15 protein-coding genes are annotated in these 18,050 nt (G+C 34.4%); 1 reads left to right on the forward strand and 14 read right to left on the reverse strand.

Annotation, left to right across the window (positions count from 1 at the left end; translation table 11 throughout):
• Positions 1-177: 177 nt before the first annotated feature.
• From ACPWTF_RS22975 to ACPWTF_RS23040, 14 genes are all read right to left on the reverse strand, one after another.
• Positions 178-1,656, reverse strand: coding sequence for a hypothetical protein (locus ACPWTF_RS22975; protein WP_427873326.1), 1,479 nt, complete (start codon positions 1,654-1,656; stop codon positions 178-180).
• Entirely contained in the window at positions 1,643-2,455 is an 813-nt protein-coding gene (locus tag ACPWTF_RS22980; protein ID WP_427873327.1) for a RagB/SusD family nutrient uptake outer membrane protein, read from the reverse strand. Before ACPWTF_RS22980 ends, ACPWTF_RS22975 begins: the two co-directional genes overlap by 14 nt.
• The gene (locus ACPWTF_RS22985) at positions 2,415-3,104 is read right to left on the reverse strand and encodes a RagB/SusD family nutrient uptake outer membrane protein (protein ID WP_427873328.1); all 690 of its coding nucleotides are present in this window, start codon (positions 3,102-3,104) and stop codon (positions 2,415-2,417) included. Before ACPWTF_RS22985 ends, ACPWTF_RS22980 begins: the two co-directional genes overlap by 41 nt.
• Positions 3,105-3,108: 4 nt before the next feature.
• On the reverse strand, positions 3,109-6,465 hold the full coding sequence (locus ACPWTF_RS22990; RefSeq protein ID WP_427873330.1) for a SusC/RagA family TonB-linked outer membrane protein: 3,357 nt from the start codon (positions 6,463-6,465) through the stop codon (positions 3,109-3,111).
• A gap of 10 nt (positions 6,466-6,475) precedes the next feature.
• Entirely contained in the window at positions 6,476-7,579 is a 1,104-nt protein-coding gene (locus tag ACPWTF_RS22995) for a FecR family protein (RefSeq protein ID WP_427873332.1), read from the reverse strand.
• A gap of 67 nt (positions 7,580-7,646) precedes the next feature.
• A complete protein-coding gene (locus ACPWTF_RS23000; protein ID WP_427873333.1) occupies positions 7,647-8,246 on the reverse strand; it encodes an RNA polymerase sigma-70 factor in 600 nt (199 codons plus the stop codon).
• Positions 8,247-8,563: 317 nt separating this feature from the next.
• Entirely contained in the window at positions 8,564-8,815 is a 252-nt protein-coding gene (locus ACPWTF_RS23005) for a hypothetical protein (RefSeq protein ID WP_427873335.1), read from the reverse strand.
• The gene (locus tag ACPWTF_RS23010; RefSeq protein ID WP_427873337.1) at positions 8,808-9,203 is read right to left on the reverse strand and encodes a hypothetical protein; all 396 of its coding nucleotides are present in this window, start codon (positions 9,201-9,203) and stop codon (positions 8,808-8,810) included. The genes ACPWTF_RS23005 and ACPWTF_RS23010 overlap by 8 nt, the downstream gene beginning before the upstream one ends.
• Positions 9,204-9,453: 250 nt before the next feature.
• Positions 9,454-10,803 carry a DUF3526 domain-containing protein gene (locus tag ACPWTF_RS23015; protein ID WP_427873339.1) on the reverse strand — a complete coding sequence of 450 codons (1,350 nt, stop codon included), beginning with the start codon at positions 10,801-10,803 and terminating at the stop codon, positions 9,454-9,456.
• Between the two features lies 1 nt (position 10,804).
• A complete protein-coding gene (locus ACPWTF_RS23020) occupies positions 10,805-12,256 on the reverse strand; it encodes an ABC transporter permease (RefSeq protein ID WP_427873341.1) in 1,452 nt (483 codons plus the stop codon).
• A 190-nt stretch (positions 12,257-12,446) separates the two neighbouring features.
• A complete protein-coding gene (locus ACPWTF_RS23025; protein WP_427873343.1) occupies positions 12,447-14,747 on the reverse strand; it encodes a TonB-dependent siderophore receptor in 2,301 nt (766 codons plus the stop codon).
• Between the two features lies 1 nt (position 14,748).
• A complete protein-coding gene (locus ACPWTF_RS23030; RefSeq protein ID WP_250835799.1) occupies positions 14,749-15,444 on the reverse strand; it encodes an ABC transporter ATP-binding protein in 696 nt (231 codons plus the stop codon).
• Positions 15,445-15,674: 230 nt separating this feature from the next.
• The gene (locus ACPWTF_RS23035; RefSeq protein WP_427873346.1) at positions 15,675-16,025 is read right to left on the reverse strand and encodes a hypothetical protein; all 351 of its coding nucleotides are present in this window, start codon (positions 16,023-16,025) and stop codon (positions 15,675-15,677) included.
• 149 nt (positions 16,026-16,174) lie between these two features.
• Positions 16,175-16,606: a DUF1810 domain-containing protein gene (locus ACPWTF_RS23040; RefSeq protein WP_427873348.1), complete on the reverse strand. Its 432-nt coding sequence runs from the start codon at positions 16,604-16,606 to the stop codon at positions 16,175-16,177.
• Positions 16,607-16,969: 363 nt separating this feature from the next.
• Between ACPWTF_RS23040 and ACPWTF_RS23045 the strand changes: the two genes are divergently transcribed.
• Complete coding sequence (locus ACPWTF_RS23045; RefSeq protein WP_427873350.1) at positions 16,970-17,719, forward strand: 4-hydroxy-tetrahydrodipicolinate reductase; 750 nt, start codon at positions 16,970-16,972, stop codon at positions 17,717-17,719.
• The last annotated feature ends 331 nt before the right edge of the window (positions 17,720-18,050 follow it).

Raw genomic sequence — 18,050 nt, forward strand, 5'->3', positions numbered from 1 at the left:
AGCTCAGCAGGAATAAGATTGGGATGATTAGTTTTTTCAATTCTCTTGTTTTTTTGTTTTTGTTTGATTTTGTTTTGAAGTCTCAGTCTCAGTCTCATGTTGTCTTAACTTCCGAAAGCTTTGTCAAAGTTTAAAACTTTGACAAAGCTTGAAAAGTTCCAAACTGCGACTGAGTATTTAAAGCGTAACTTCCTTCGGACAGTCTATACTTAAAGCCGCTGGTTTTGGATACGTTCTGTTATTGTACATTCTATATTGTGTCGAAACTGTTCCTCCAAACAGTGCCTCATTTGTTAGTTTTAATTCAAATGATATTTCATATAAGCCATTGCTTATTTCTTTGTAGGTTCCTTCACCTGAAATAGCAATAACATGTGATCTTGATGGTACAGCTGCAGTTCCGGTAGTTCCAATAGTGATGTCCTGCGGAATTACTAAAACGGTTCCTTCAGTTTTGCTGTTTCCGTTTGCAGGGAAAAATTCTAAAGCAGACGTAATATTAAATCCAGGTGATATTGAAGCAGAATTATTTTCGTTAGAAAACCATCTTTTTAAACCAAAAGAATTCACCGTATTGGTTCCGCTTGCTACGTTAAATCCAATTTTGAAAGCATCGTGATAAATATCGTCGTTAGGATTTGTAGTTCCTCTATCGCTGTATAATATGGCATTAGGATCGTCTTTTGTAACGATAACTGGGAAAGTTAAAGCGTTGAAAGTCTGCCAAGAACACGTACCATTATTATTAAACCAATGTTCGCCGTATGTTAGATAAAACGCATTGGTCGGGTCTGTAAATTTTGAAGCTGGATAGGCCAGAACATCTCTTGGCGTTTTTATTGGTTTTACAATGGTCAAGTTGATGTTTCCAGTTGCAGTGTAATTCGGAATATTTACAAGCGTTAATTTAGACTCGTATCGAACATCGTCATTTTGAAGATCTTCTAAGAGAGTTAAATGATAGGTTACAGAAGTTCTGTTGTCGCCATAATCATCATGAGTTAAGGAATATTCGAATCCGTTTTGGAATTTAAAAATAGACGCATTTTCAATTTCCTCAGGGAAAAACCCATTCGGATAATTGACTATAAAATCGATTTTTTCGCCCATTTCGCCTTTTATATTGTATTGTGTTACAGGAAAGGTGCAATTGGTTGCAATAGTTCCTAAATTAATCTTGAAAGTAGTGTTTGGATATTCTGTATTCAGGTTTCCAATATGAATATCAGGATCAGAAACCGTTTCTAATTTTAATGTAATATTCTGGCTTTGAGTCCATCTTTTATCAAACGAGACATAAATTGTATCTGTCAATTTGCTACCTTGAAAAGAAAGCTGATTGACAGGATTTACACTAAAACTGTCGCTTGCACCGTTTGTTTCGGCACTAAAATTGGCTGTAACAGTTCCTTTCAATTCGCGTGTTGTTAAAGCTACAGGAATTTTTAAGGTCTTTACAGATTTGTTTTCATAAGTAGACTGCGGAACTAAATTTCCGTTTACGGTTGGGTATTCTAGAGGTGTATTGTCACTTTTTACTAAAAAATTAAATCGTAAAAAAGGATCAATGTCTGAGCCTAATTTGTAATCATCTTTAGAACATGAAATATATAATACTGCTATAAATAATATACTGAATATCTTAATACGAGTCATTTTGCTGCAAGTTTGGGTTAAGATTAGTGTTGAATGTTGGTATTGGCAGTACGTATTTTAAAGACGGATAAGTAAGACTGCAAACCGTAGCAATACAGCCATCATTTCTGGAAACATCTTTGTGCATTCTGGCAATATCAAAAAATAGGAAACCTTCAAAGCATAATTCTTTTCTTCGTTCTAAAAAGATATTTTCTTTAAGATTGTTTGTATTGGTTAATAGAGATGCATTGGCGCGGGCACGAATGATGTTAATATCTGCCATTGCCAAATCGGCTCTGTTGGTTTCTAGCGCTGCTTCGGCACGAATTAAATACATTTCACTAAGCCTAGAAGCTACATAACCTGCATTATTCTGGTATTTTTTGGTAAAATTGTAATTAAGATTGGTCTGAACGCCACTTACTATTGTAAAAAGCGATTTTGTTAAGAATAATTGTTTTCTTAAATCTGTGCTTTCGTAAAGATTAACTAAATCATTTGAAGCAGTATATTTTTGAAAGTTAGTATCTGTAATATAGCCGAAAGTACTAGACATGGATGAAGTAACACTTCCTTCAGTATCTTTTGGAATAGAAAATTCCAACAAAATTTCAGACACCGGAAGATCTGGCTTTTCCCATTCTGCAATTAAAGTTTCTTTGCTGGTTAACACAACGCCAGAATTGGTAATTACATCATTTGCCATTTCGTAAGCATTTGCCCAATCTCCTTTTTGAAGATAAACTCTCGCCAATAATGCTTTTGTATTTTTTCTGTTAAAGAAAGAATAAGCACGAACCAGAAAGGAGTGAAGCATCTGAATAATTATCGATAGCCGTTTGTAAATCATTTATAATTAAAGTATAGGTTTCAGCAACCGTTTTTCTGGCAGGATATTGTATGCCAGATTTTATAGATTCTTTGCTGTATATAATCCCTAAATGCGATGCATCTGGAGTATATTTATAATCTTGGCTGTAAACAAGAGATAAAAGAAAATGTGCGTATGCTCTTATTGCCAAAGCTTCTGCTTTTATTTGGTTTTTCTCTGCCTCAGTGGCGTCGGTTAGGGCAGGAGTAAATTCTAAAATTAAATTTGCCTGATTGATTATATCATAACTGGTATCGTAAAATGATTTGAAATTACTGGTTAGCGCTACATCTTCAAAAGAATAAACTTGCTGCAGATTTATTGCTGGAGAAATTTGACCTCTAGAACCTCCCGTTGCAACTGGTGCAAATTTTATATTACCGCCCTGTAAATCAGCATAAGCAGCATAACGATCTGGTCTTACATTGGCTTCTACTTCGGTGTAAAGACCTGTAAGTGCCTGTAAAACCCCTGTTTTGTTCTGTAAAAGTTCGTCTATAGAAGTTTGTGTTCCAGGTTCTTGTTCTAAAAAGTCACTACAGCTTTGTAATGAAAGCATTAGAAAAAATATAGATAAGTATTTTGAATATTTCATTTTCTTAAAATTTAGCATTTACTCCAAGCGAAATTGTTCTTGCTTGCGGATAGATATAACTATACTCTCGAACTCCGTTCATTCCTTTCGGACTTTTTTCTTTGTACCAATACGCCACATTTGTAGCATCGGCAAAAACAGAAAGAGCATCCAGAAAAGTATTTTTCAGCGGTACATTATAACTTAAATTTATATTACTAATTCTGATGTAAGTAGCATCATAAACATACTTGCTTAAGTTGTTTAGAATTGGCGAAAGTGTTACCGCTGACTGAGAAACATTATCGCCTGGGTTTCTCCAATAATCGTATGCATTTACAGAAAGATTTCGGTTTGTTGTTACATTATATTGATCTATAAGCACGCTTGACGCCAATAAGTCACCACCAATTTGATAATCTCCTCTAACAGACAGCGTAAGATTGTTATAGAAAGTAAAAGTGTTATAAAAACCACCGTAAGCATCTGCTTGCTTGTCTCCAATTGGCTCCCAATCGGCAACAGTATGGAGTTCATTATAGGTTTTTGCATCGTAAACTTGACCATTTTTTTGAACAAGATCTCTTCCTGTTGCAGGATCAACGCCAACCCATTTTATTCCCCATAATGTTGTAGTGCTATAGCCTATTTTTTGCGCCAATGCAATATTCGCTTCAGAATAATCGCTTCCTAGGCCTTTTAAGTCGGTTACTTTGCTGTCTATGGTAGAAATATTAAATGCTGTTGTCCATTTAAAAGCATCGCTTTTTATCCATTTAATTCTTGTAGTAAGCTCAAAACCTTTATTGTACATACTGGCTGCGTTTAATTGCACTGCGCTATAACCCGTTTCTGTCGGGATATCTCGGGCAGTAATTAAATTGCTTTTGTTGTCATAATAATATTCTAAAGTCAATTCGATTCTTTTGAAAATATTAAAATCAAATCCTGCATTGAATTTTGTGTTTTTTTCCCAACTTAACCTTCCATTTGGCGCAAAACCTGTAGTTGCTCCAATAGCACCATTATATCCGTTCTGGCTGATATTGTACAAACCTTTTGATCGGTAAGAACCAATTTTAGAATTTCCTGTTGTGCCATAACTCGCTTTTAATTTCAAGAAATCAATCCAAGAATTAGAGTCTAAAAAGTTTTCATTGCTAATAATCCAACCAGCACCTAAACCTCCATTATGAGCCACATCGGTATCATCTCCAAAAACAGAACTCTGATCGCGACGGTAATTTGCCAACAAGAAATAGCGTTTTTTATAATTATAATTTACCTGAGAGAATAAAGAAACTCTCGAATTGTAACTGATTTCATTTCTGTAGGTCTGACCATCTTTAGATTCATCTTGAGTTGTGTTTGGATTATCATCTCTTATGGCATCTGTAACAGCATTAATACGGTTTGGCTCTAAAAATCCGACCCCAGATTGGTAATTGAAATCTGTTTTGTCTTCAGCCAATTCAAAACCAACAACACCGTCAATTTCATTGTTTTCATTCAGTTGCTTATTGAACAAAGCTTGTCCTTGCCAGTTCCATTTAGTTGAATTTCTTTCATTGATAAGACGGCGTCCCCAAGCGGCATGAGTATCTCCGTTTAGAATAAAAGTTCCGTTAAACTGACCGCTTTCATTTGCTGCAGAAAAATAACGATCTTGTTCTTTATCGGTATAATCCATACCAAAAAGAGTAGAAAAACGAATATTTTTATTGAGTTTATAAGATAAATTGATACTTCCTAAAAGACCAAAAGTCTGTGCTTCATTTTTGTTTTGTTCAATTGCCGCCAACGGATTTCCTCTCGTAGCACCGCTTAAACCTAAATCGGCATACGATCCGTCTGCATTGTATACGGGAAGAGTAGGAAGGTAGGCAAAACTATAAAAAATGTTTGGCGCATCTTTTTGTACAAAACTCGGATTCAGCATTAAATTGATATCCCATTTGCCAGAACTATATCCTAAATTTATTCCTGCATTTAATTGCTTAGACTCATTTCCAACCTGAGGTTCGTCAATTTTGGTGTAACTAACATTGGTTCGGTACGAAAATTTAGAAGTAGAACCCGAAACATTGAAATTATATTTGTTATAAATTCCAGCTCGGTTTAGAATGTTAAACCAGTCAGTATTTACGCCATTATAAGCAACAGGAACATAGCCAGTTGTGGTGTTTTTCATGAACTCATTTCGAAGTTCTGTGTATTGTTCTCCGTTTAAATATTTAATTTGATTAATGGCAGAAGAAACTCCTAACTGATTTGAAAATCCAAATTGCGTTTTACCTTTTTTACCCTTTTTAGTGGTAATCAAAATTACTCCATTTGCTCCGTCGGCACCATAAATACCCACGGCTGCAGCATCTTTTAAAACAGAAATGGTTTCAATATTTTCTGGAGCAATTTTCATTAAAGGATTAGCGATGTTTTCAGAAAAATCGCCGCTTCCGTTAAACAAACTGCTATCAATAGCATATTCTTCGCTCATTACAACACCATCAATAATAATAAGCGGTTGCGAAGAAGTTCCGGTAATTGCCCCGCTTAAAGAAGATAATGTACCTTGACCGCGGATATTAATTTTTACAGGGCCACCTACACCAGAAGTATTTTCTACCATAACTCCAGCAATTTGTCCCGTGATCATTTTATCAAAACTCTCAGAAGCTTGCTCGACAGCAATATCTTTGGCTTGTAAAGTCGAAATACTTCCCACAATTTCTTCTTTTAACTTTGTAGTACCATAAGACGAGGTAATCACAACAGGATTTAGTTCATCTGTTGCTTCTTGAAGATAAAAAACAAAATCCTTTTTATTGTCTGCTTTTTGAGATTGGGTTTCCATTCCTAAAAAACCGGCTTCAAGAACCAGATTCGAAATCGTATTTCCTTTTAGCTGATAGACAAACTTTCCGTTAAAATCGGTAATAGCGCCCATTCCAGTTCCTTTTATGCGAATAGAAGCACCTGGAAGTGGTTGTCTGTCTTTTGCGCTATAAACTGTTCCGCTAATCATTCTTGAAGTTTCCTGAACTGCCGAATTTGAAGTTTCAGGAACCGAAGGAGTCAATAAAACCTGCTTTTTCTGAATGTAAAATGCAATGCCTTTATCTTTTAGTAACTGCGTTAAAACCGTTTCTAGAGAAGCATTATTAACATCTAAATCGGCTAACTGATCGGTATCTATTTTTTTTGCATTATAAATGATTCTAAAATCACTTTGCTCTTCAATAGATTTGATAATTAGGCTTATAGGTTTGTTTTTTACATGTAATGTTATGAGTTTATTCTGAGAAAATCCTTTGAATCCAGATATGAGTAGGGCTAAGAAAAACAGAATTTTTCTTAAAACGGGTTGTATCGTAAATGTCATGTTTATTTATTTATCGCGGATTGGTGATTGTAATGGTTTTTTGTTGAATAGAATAATTAAATGGCGTGTCACGTTTTAGCAGTTCTAAAATGTTCTCGACACTAGATTCGCTAATTTTAATCGTACCGGTAAAATTCTGTCTGGCCAAATCAGAATTTTCGTTGATAATTTCAACATCATAAGTACGCTGAATAATTTTAGCGATTGTAGAAAATGGGGTGTCTTTAAAAGCAAGTTCGCCTTTTGTCCAGGCAGCATAAAAGGTTGGATCTACTTCTTTTAAGACCAGTTTTTTGGAATTATTTTGCCATGTAGCCATTTGGTTGGGCTCCAGCAAAATAGCATTAGAAGGATTAAGGGCTTCAGACATTCGAATGCTTCCTTCAATTAATGTACTATTAACTGTAGGGTTTTCGGGATAAGCGCTCACATTAAATGTGGTCCCGAGAACTTCAATATCTGCTTGATTAGCATGAACAATAAACGGATGCATTTTGTCTTTGGCTACTTCAAAAAATGCCTCGCCAGTTAAGTACACGTTTCTGCTTCCATTTAAGCCAAATTGCTCCGGATAGCGCAAAGTGGTTCCAGAATTTAAACTCACAACAGTACCATCTGAAAGTTTAAGTTTGAAACGTTTTCCGTACGGAATAGAAAGCGTATTATAAATCACTTTGTGATCTTGAACTTTGCCAAAGTAAATAATCTCGTTAGGAAATTTTTTGGCAACCAAATCGCCTTTGTCATTTAAAAGAGTGGTCTGAGTTTTTCCAGAGAAATACTCCAGACGGCCGTCGCCTAATTCTAGAACAATTTCTTTTGGAGTTTCAGATTTACTGTTAAACAAATAAATAGTGGTTCCTAAACCCAAAAAGAATAGAAAAACTGCAGCATACTGTAAATACGTTCTGATTTTGTTTTTTGGCTGCATTTGGATTACCGAAACAGTCTCAATAGATAAGTCTGAAGAAAGTGTGGTTAATGCCCAAATTTTCTTAGCCTTTATAAATTGTTTTTTATTTTCTTCTGATGCTTCAATCCAATCAAAAAGTGCCTGAACTTCTTGTTCTGAAGCTTCATTAGAAAGGTATTTATTTAGTATTTCCGATGTCATATATGCTTTTTAAAACTTCTCGCCATTATAAGTACACCTCAGAATTAAAATACCCTACCCTTTATTCTTAATTATTATAAATAAGGATAAAAATTAAGAACAAATAATCAGATAATTTAGTCTTTAAAATCTTCAAAGCCTTTGTCATATGGGCTTCTACGGCTTTTAAGGAAACTCCTAGTTCTTCGGCGATTTCTGCATTTTTTTTATTCTCAAAGCGTTTTTTAATAAAAACTTCTCTGGTTTTTGGAGGCAGATCGCTGATAGATTCCTGAATTATACGTTCTAATTCGGTTAATTCTAAAGTGTCAAACTGAATCGAATTTAAAACTTCGATATCCAATTCTCTTTCTTTGTGGTTTAAGAGGTCATTTTTGAATTTATCCTTCACTTTATTATGACGGATTAAATTCAAGCATTTTGATTTGGCATAAGTAAATAAGAAAGCTTGAATCCCGTTTATAGATTCTATGTCTTCTCTACTTTGCCACAGGTGTAGTAAGGATTCCTGAGCAAGATTTTCAGCTTCGTCTTGATCGTAAATAAATTGAACGCTGAAAGATTGGATTCTCCTAAAGTATTTATCGTAAAAAAACTTGAATGCAGTTTCGTCGCCTTCCTTAAAGGAATGGAAAAGATCTAATTCTAAACTGGCATTATCACTCATTAAACGAAATTTACTTTGGGTGAAGCAATATTAAAAGAAATTTTAAAAACTACTCAATTTTGCTCAGAAAGCGGCAAATATAAAAGTTTATTTATATTAATTCTAAATAAAATTCAAATAAACTACTTTCCTGAAAAAATTATTCAGAATAGGTTTAGTATTGCTGTTTTTTTAACCGAAAAGCACGCAAAGTTTTTTGTTTAGGATTCTTAAAAAAACGCAAAGTCCGCAAAGCTTTGTCTAAAAACTTTGCGAACCTTGCGTAAACCATTGCGAACTTTGCGGTTAAATAATTTTACAGCTAAATAATTTTGTGGTTAATTAAGTATCAAATCTATATTTTGAGATAACCTTTCGGCTAATTCGGGTGTAGTGTTGTTATTTAAAACCCATGGAACCAGTTTTCCCTTGTTTATGATTTCATTTTTAGAATAAACTAAACTGAAATATTCCTGTAATTCATTGTAATCAACTGGTATTGGAAGATGTTTTTTATTTTCGGGAATTTCTTCAAAATAATATCTTGACTGCAGTAAGGAAGGATATTTTTCTAATAAAAAATTATTCAAGGTATAAGAACGAACCAGCTTTATACAAATCCTCTTTTAGTATTCCGGTAATTTTTATATTGCCTATGTTTTGTTTTAAATCTTTGTAAGCTTCTTTGGTAGTAGAGAAATCAGATTGAAGTAGCTTGTCTTTTTGCGATAACTGCCTAACAACCGAAAGTCTCACATAATCGCCGTTTATTTCAATTACCCTAAAAATAAAGTATTTGTGTTCCATGCTTTGACTCCCGTTAGAGCCGCTTTGTTTGCTAAAGATAAAACTTCCCAATTGCAATTTATGCTCAGGACTGTTAATTGCTTTTTTCCATTGATAAGAATCATAAACTAATTTTTTGAAAGCATATAAAATGAATACAAAGACAACGCCGGCTATAAATATTTTTTTCATTAAAAAGAAATTTCACTAAAAGTACTACTTTTTAACCGCAAAGTATTGCTTTTTTAACCGCAAAGCACGCAAAGTTTTTTTGTTTAGGATTCTTATAAAAACGCGAAGTCCGCAAAGCTTTGTCTAAAAACTTTGCGGACTTTGCGTAACTCTTCGCGCTCTTTGCGGTTAAAAAAGGCAAATATTTTCTAAAAAACTTTGCGAACCTTGCGTAAACCTTCGCGCTCTTTGCGGTAAAATAACTTTGCAGTTAAATAATAGCTTTACGTTTAAAATTCCTCCATCCAAAACCGATCAAAAGTAAATTGAAAAGCACCAAAGGCAAAATCGTTTTCATAAAACTCGTTTCAGAGTTGTCTTTAAACGTTTCTACTTTAAAATCTTCCCATTTTTGTTGATTTACAGGTGCATTTTCGAATATTTTTGGGTAAAAATGCAGACGTAATTTTTCGTGGAATTTAGTTGTTTCTTTTAAAAACAAAAGCTGATTACGCAAATCTGACTTTGCAATTTCGTTTAACTGAATCTGTGTATGAAGCGTTGGAATAAACAAGGCAATTAATTCGCTGGCATGGTTTCGCTGTTCTAATTTCGATTCTAATTCTTTGGACTGAATTGCCGATTCGTCGTCGCCCATTTGTTGCATCGCGTAATACCAAAGCCAGCTAAACTCTGTGTCAGGAAGTGCATATTTTTTAAACTGCGGATAATGTTTGTAGAATTTATCTACCGTTTCCTGTTTGTCCATATCCCACTTTTCGTGGTAGGCATTTCGTTGGGTAAGGGTCAATTCTAAAGCTTCGGGAACTTTATATTTGTTGATAATATAAGTATTGATTGCGGCCGGAAGAATGATTATGAGAAACAGCCAGATGGTTAACAGAATAACCGCATTGAAATTAGAATTTTTCTGCAGTGATACAATGAAAAAACAAACCGCAAACCAAAATAAAATGTACAAAATAGAAAGTCCATAAAACACAAAGAAGGATTGATCAAGCGGAATCTGTAATAAGACAACCGCCGCCAAAAGAATCAAAGTTAAAAGTGCCATTAAACTTAAAATTCTAACATAGAATAGTTTCAGGATATAAAAAAAAGTATTCGGACTTTGTACAGCAACAATCTTCCAGGTTCCTGATTCTTTTTCTTCAGAAATAATATTGTACGAAAAAGCAATGATCAAAAGCGGAAACAGGTACAAAAGAACAAAACTAAAATCAATATTTCCAGACAATAAATTACTCGGATTATTGAGTTCCGAATCGTATTTCTGGCCTTCTAAACCACGAATGGTAACATTTTGAATAGACGGATTAACATCTCGCTGCCCAATGGCTAAACTGTTAATTGGCAAAGTATTGTTGACCAATGAAAACTTGATGTAGTAGAGCAGGAGGCCAATTTCATCTTTATGGAAGGCGGCATTTCTAGCGATATGCTCTTTTTGATACACTGCCGCTTCAGTAATATTATTTTGTTGTTTTTCCTGAAATTGATGGCCAATTAAAAGGCTTATAAAACCAATGATTAATAAAAAAAGTAATCCAATTTTGGTACCTTTTGATCGTATAAAATTTTTAAATAAGAGTACTAGCATATTAGATGGCTTTTAGATTTTTAGCAGCAATTCTGATCAAAACAAACAATAGAATTACCCATAAAAGAATAGATACAATAGAAACGATTTCGGTTTTTAAAACTTCGCTAATGCTTTTAGGCTCATAATGAAATTCTTCAAGATCTGCCCAGTGTTCTTTGCCAATTATTAGCGGTTTATCATTTGGGCCAGGTTTTTTATTGCTGATGTATTTAACTTGCAACGCATTCATTTTCTGCGCCATTATGTAACGGTATTTCTCCGCTTGTTTCTGGAAATCGATATAAGAATCGTAATCCGTATTCGATAATCCCATTGATAAATTTTTCATGGCGATATACGGATTGAGAAAAGAAACGGCTTTTGAAAAGCTGTTTTGTTGGGCATAAATCTTCAATAAATCTTTTAAATGTCTATTGTAGATATTCGAGCTGATTCGCTCACCTTCGGTCATAATAAACCCAGAATAATTAAAAGGAAGTTTTTGTACCGAATCGACTTTGTAAACTCGTAATAAAGAATCTTTTATTGCCTTATAGTGCAAATCGTTTGGATTGTGGCTGTCACCTTGTTTTAAAATATCTTTTTCGATATTGCTGGTAAACTGAATTTTTGATGGCGCTTCATACAAATAAGCTCCAATAGCTTGTGTTGTTCTTGGCAAGATAATCGTTAAAATCAGCCAGATTCCAATTAAAGAAACTAATGCTTTTTTTGAAGTTTTGCTTGACGCCGATACCAAAACAGCAACAACACAAAAGAACATTAGATAAATAAAATGAAACAGAATAAACAGCAGCATTTTGATCGTCTCATCTGCCGAAATTGAAAAATCCTGAAGCATTAGCCAGATTAAAACCAATACGATAATGGTTGGAACAAAAAGAAGCATAACAACGCTAGCAACACCAAGGATTTTGCCCCATAAAAGTTGTTTCCAATTAATTCCTTGGCTCAAAAGTATTTTTAGAGTTCCGTTTTCTCTTTCGTAAGCAACAGCATTAAATCCGATAAAAAAGATTAATAAAGGCAGTAAAACTTGCAAAACCATCGCAATGCTGATCTCGCCAAAACGAAGCATGCTGTTGGAAAAGCCTGCCTCAGAGAAATTAGCCGTATTTTGTTTATGAGCTTCTAAGAAAATCGCATTTCCAAAAAAAGGTTCCATTCCAAATTCAAAAACGCTTAAAGAGGTGCTTTTTCTAAAGGCAAAATTGCCGTAATGCGCCATCCTATGCGGATTTTTGTCTGGATTTTTCAACCAGTCTTCGCGAGATTCATGCTGATATTTTTCACTGGTTTCATTTTGGCTTTTGTAATTGTCCCAGCCCGAAAAAGCGGCGAATAAAAGTAATGCGCCAATAAAAAAGGTAATGATATAAAGAGCCGGATTTTTAAAAACAGAATTTTTAAAATGCCTGGCTATAAGGAGTTCTGTATGTAATAATTTCATGTTAATTAAAATTTATCTGTTGAGTGAATGGTTTAAACACATAGAAACATAGATTTTTTTTCTAAAAGAAGGTAATGGAAAGAAACTAGTTTCTAACACATAGCTATGTGATTTATTCTAGTGAAACGCCTTTTTAAAACAAGCCAAAATCTATATTTCTATGTGTTTAAATATTTTCATCTCAATGGAATTAAAATTTATAAGTTACGGTAAGGCTTGCATTTCTAGGACTTCCAGGGAATAAACGCAGGTAATTCTGCGCGCCAAGCCAATAGGTTTTGTTTAATAAATTGCCCGCATTTAGAGCAATTTGCACATTGCTTTTGTTGGGTTTGTAGAATAAAGCTGCATCAAAAATGGTAAAATCAGGAAGTGTAAAATCTCTTGTAAACCAAGGCACTTTACTGCTTTGGTATTGAACTCCAAATCCAATTCCGAGATCTTTTAAGGCAGAATCGGCAGCAAAATTGTAGCGTGTCCATAAATTGGCGCTATTTTTTGGTGTATTTTGCTTTCGTGCACCAATTAGAGCAGGATTACTGTCTTGAATTATTTCGGCATCGATATAACTATAGGAAGCATTAATCTGCCAGTCTGGCGTAATATAACCCGCTAAATCACATTCAAAACCACGGCTTCGTTCAGCACCTCGCGTTACCAATAAATCCGGATTTGCTGGATCATTTGCGTTCATTAAAATATTACGCTGATTGATTTCGTAAACGGCCGCATTAAAAGTCATCGTGTTGTCTAAGAAAGTCGTTTTTACCCCGATTTCTTTCAAATCACTTTCTAGAGGATCAAATAGACTTCCGCCTGGCAAAGAACCCGTTTGAGGCATTAGCGTCACGGTATTAGATTGTGGCTGATAGCCTTCTAGATAAGTCGTATAAACATTTATCGCACTATTTACAGCATAAGTAATTCCAATTCTGGGCAATAAAGCTGTTTTTTTGACGGTCAGTTCGTTGCTAGTTTCATAGTTCGTAATGTCTTCAAACCATTCGTTTCGCAAACCCAATAAAAAAGTAAACTTTTCCCACTGAATCTGATCTTGGATGTAAATAGCGTTTGTAATTGTTAATGCCGATGGCAGTGCCGTTCTTACATTCAAAGTATAATCTTCAGGACTTGTAATTCTGTAAATCGGATTATTCAAATTAAAATAATCAACATTGGGTTTGGGCAAAACAATACCATCAATTGTAACAGTTTGGTAATTGGATGCATTTGCCAAAACAAAAGTGCTGGCAACTGTTCCATCTTTCAATAAATAGCCTCTACCTGCGTTTTGTCCGCCACCTTTGTTTTTATTCCAACTACTTAAATCGTAACCTGTTAGTAACTTATGATTCAGTTTTCCTGTTTTAAAATCGAAATTAAAATACGCGCTTAAGTTGTCGACATCCCAGTTTTGCTGACGCTGTACAAATTGCATCATGGCTAGACTGGTAACAGGCTGATTATTCATGTCTACAGCAAAAGCATTTGTAGTTCTGTGTTCCTGCAGATCTTCTTTCCAAGTTTGCTTCATGTAGGAGGCGTTAAAACCAATTTTAGAATTGAATTTATGTGCAAAATTGGTCATCAAAATCATTTCTTTCGACTTGAAAAAATCACCTGGCGCACCAAGATTTAAACTTATTGGTGTTTTATTCAAACTCGTTTTTCCGGCAACAGCACCAAAAATAGGCTGTCCGCGATCCAAAACTCCTGTCATATCGCTCAGAATTAGTTCTGTATTAATTGCCGTTTTTTCATTTGGGATATAACTGAAAGAAGGCGAGATTAAAAACGATTTATTATTGACTAAATCACGAAATGATTTTGCTTGCTGATATGCACCGTTTACACGATATAAAAGTGTTTTAGATTCGTTTAAGGGTCCAGTAAAATCAAGCGTTCCGCGCAAAGTGCTAAAACTGCCCACGCTCATGCTAACTTCTTTTCGGTCAACTGCCAACGGTTTTTTGGTAACCATGTTAATGCTTCCGCCTGGATCAACAGAAGAAAATGTAGCGCTAGACGGGCCTTTAATGACTTCAATACGCTCAATATTGCTTGTTAAAGGCTGCAGAAAATAATACTGACGCGTTCGCATTCCGTTGATTATCTGCCCTTCTTCATTTTGACTAATACCACGAATCGTGTATTGGTTGTAATAACTAGCTGGAATTACGCCACTAGACATCTTTACGGCATCAGCCAGATAAAAAGCGCCTTTGTCGGCAATTAATTCTTTGGTTATAGTCGAAATAGATTGCGGAATATCTTTGTTTAAAGCCGCAGTTTTAGTGGCAGCAAAAGAATAGTCGCTGTTGTATTTTTTAGTCGAACGCCCCACAATTTCAACAGTCTGCAATTCGTTTCGTTTGGTTTCCATTTCCAGAGAATCTTTTGCAATACTGTCTTTAACTTTGTTATTGCTATTTTGAGCCTGGATGAAATGTGTACCGCCGATTAAAAGTAAAAAAGAGAATATATTTTTCATCTTAAACCGTCTGTAAATACAAATCTTCCAACTCATTTGCAGAAATTTTATCCGCTTCAATAACAGTAACAAGATTTCCCTGCCTCATTATCCCGATGTGCGAAGCCACTTCTCTAGCTCTGAAGATGTCGTGAGTTGCCATTAAGATTGCCGTTCCGTCTGCTGAAAGCTCTTTTAGAATCTGAGAAAATTCATTAGAAGCTTTTGGATCTAAGCCGCTTGTAGGCTCGTCTAACAAAAGCACTTTTGCTTTTTTTGCAATCGCAATTGCAATTCCTACTTTTTGGCGCATTCCTTTAGAGTAACCGCCTAAGTTTTGATTATGTGCTTTGGCTTGAAGTCCTGATTTGTCTAGAAAATAAGTTAATTCGCCATCAGAATAGTTAAACCCTGCTAATGACGAAAAGAATTTAAGATTCTCTAAACCAGTAAGATTTGGATACAGCATTACGGTTTCTGGAATATAGGCCACATGTTTTTTAGTTTCCTGATTGTTTGCTGTAACCGATATATTGTTGATTTCTAATTCTCCCGATGTTGGCTCAATAAAACCTAAAAATAAATTGATTGTTGTCGTTTTTCCTGCACCATTTTGTCCTAAAAGAGCAAAGATTTCGCCTTCTTTTATGGTTAAGTTTAAGGCATTTAAAGCCGTATGATCGCCGTATTTTTTAGTTAGGTTTGTTGCTGTAAGCATAAGTTTTGTTTGTTGAAAAAAAATGATTTTTAAAAATAGATATAGAAATGTCAGGCTTTTAATGGTTTTTAAAAGCTTGATTATTAATTTTTTATTGAATAATTACTGCAAGGAATAGAGGTCTTTAACTTGGAGCTAAAGAGTTTAAACTAAAAAACGGTAATGTGAATTTCCTTTTACTCCATTAGAATAAAAGAGCAAAGTTTTTTGAGTTTAAAAAAGTGCAGTAATTAAAAGAATGTAGGAGGCGCACGCAAGGCAAAAAGACTGCCCTTGAAAAATGTTGATATTGCCTCAAAATATAAGAATGTATAAGAGGTATTGGCAACTGCTTTATGAAATGTAAAGGTTTGAAATGCGTTGGGAATAAACGTACTGAAAGCAAAATGACAAATATGGCAATTTGCATCGACCGAATGGCTGTGTGTTATTTCTTTTTGACCAGGAGTGTATTTATGATCGCAATGTTTTTCTGCCGACTGCTTTAAAATATGCTCATAGGAGTGAACCGTCTGAAACAGCATAGCAAACAATACTGCAAAAGACATTAGGAAATTTACGGCTGTAATCTTCTTTTTCATTCCGTGGTATTTCTGCTGTATATTTAAAAGTTTAATTATCAAATAAATAAACGCAACAGCGTTGCAAATATAAATATCTTATTTAGAAATACAGTTAAATAGGTCTTATTTTTGGAACAACCTGCAGATTTGCAAAGTGATTCTTACTTCTATAAATTGCTATACAATAATTGCAGCGTATGAAAATCGGATGAGCCATCAAAATGCTTGTGAAGCACTTCCTGAAAAACAGGTTCTGTGTTTTGTACACTGGCAAACAAAGTCATACACGATTGAAGTTTTTCTACATCAAGACCTTCAAAAATATCAGAAACACTTTCTTCTTTTTTGGCAAGTTCTGAAGTAATTTCTACAAGATGTTTTCCTAAAATGGGATGCTCCAGAAAAGCAATTGCTTCATCGGCATTCTTGATTTCGTAAAATTTGGAGTTATCGCTCGAACCCATTCCTTTTATCTGCGGAAAAATAAACCACATCCAAGGCGATTCTTTTTTACCCTTTTTGATTTCTTCTAGAGCTGTTAAATACAACTTGTTTTGAGCATCTAGAAACCGAAGTAATCCATTAGTATTGTAAGACATTCTTTATGATATTAATTTGGGGATATCAGGCCATAAAACTAGGCAAAATATATTTATCTGTATGTGATCAAATCTTTTTTTTAAAGTCATTTTTTAACATTTTAAAGGGAATAATTTAAAAGTGCGTTTACTTTTAAAATTAAGCACTTAAAATTTGCATTAACAGAAAAAATCGTATTAATAGCCATTTTTATTGTTATAAAATGAAGTTTTTGTTGGTAATTCTGTTATGATTTTCCTATTTTTATGAACAAGGGGTTTTAACAGCCGTCTAAAAAAAATAAAATTAGGATTGATATTGACCACTTTACAATATCAATATTTTCAACCGGGCACGCTTCGCCCATAAAATAATAAATGCTTATGAAAATAGGATTAATCGGATTTGGGAAAACTGGAAAATCAGTAGCTTCAATACTATTAGAAAATAAAAAATTCAGCCTTGAATGGGTTTTAAGACAAAGTAATGTTTTGGAGCACAGATCAGTTCCCGAGTTTTTTGGAATCCAGTCAGACGAACCCGGCTTAATCTATTCAAGTTCGCATACCTCTGTTGAAGAATTATTGGAAAAACATCCAGTAGATGTTATAATCGATTTTTCTTCTAGTGAAGGAATTTACACGTATGGAGAAACAGCTGCGAGGCACAAAGTGAAAATAATTTCTGCAATTTCTCATTATAAGGAAAAAGAATTGAATTTATTGAAGAAACTGGCAGATAAAACTACCGTATTCTGGTCGCCAAATATCACGTTGGGCGTTAATTACTTATTATTTGCTGCAAAATTTTTAAAGAAAATTGCACCTTGGGTGGATATTGAAGTAAATGAAGAGCACTTTAAAGCAAAAGAAGGAACGTCTGGAACCGCAGTAAAAATTGCAGAAGCACTCGATGTTGACAAGGAAGATATTAATGTTGTGAGGGCAGGAGGAATCGTTGGAAAACATGAAGTTATTTTCGGTTTTCCTTTTCAAACGGTGCGTTTAATACATGAATCGATCTCTAGAGAAGCTTTCGGAAATGGAGTTATTTTTGTAGCCGAAAATCTAAAAGAGAAAGAAAAAGGACTTTATAATTTTGAAGATATCTTGACGCCTTATTTCACGGTTTAATTTTTTTGCTAAGACGCTTAGTTTTTTTGCCACAAAGACTCTAAGGCACAAAGTTTTTTATTGAAAAATGGTTCATGCTGTTTGTTTTCCTGAGCGAAGTTGGAAGATAAGCGCAAAGTATTAAAAGTATATTTAATCTCGCAAAGTCGCAGAGTCGCGAAGGTTTTATTGAAAAAGATTTGTGCTGTTTGTCTTCCTGAGCGAAGTAGAAGGATAAGCGTACTGTATTTAAAGTATTTTTCTAATCTCGCAGAGTCGCAAAGTTTTAAAACTTAAAAAACTTAAAAAAAGAAAAACTTTGCGACTTTGTGTCTTAGCGGCAAAAAAAAAC

The organism is Flavobacterium sp. MMS24-S5 (assembly GCF_050320125.1).
GTDB lineage: Bacteria > Bacteroidota > Bacteroidia > Flavobacteriales > Flavobacteriaceae > Flavobacterium > Flavobacterium tyrosinilyticum.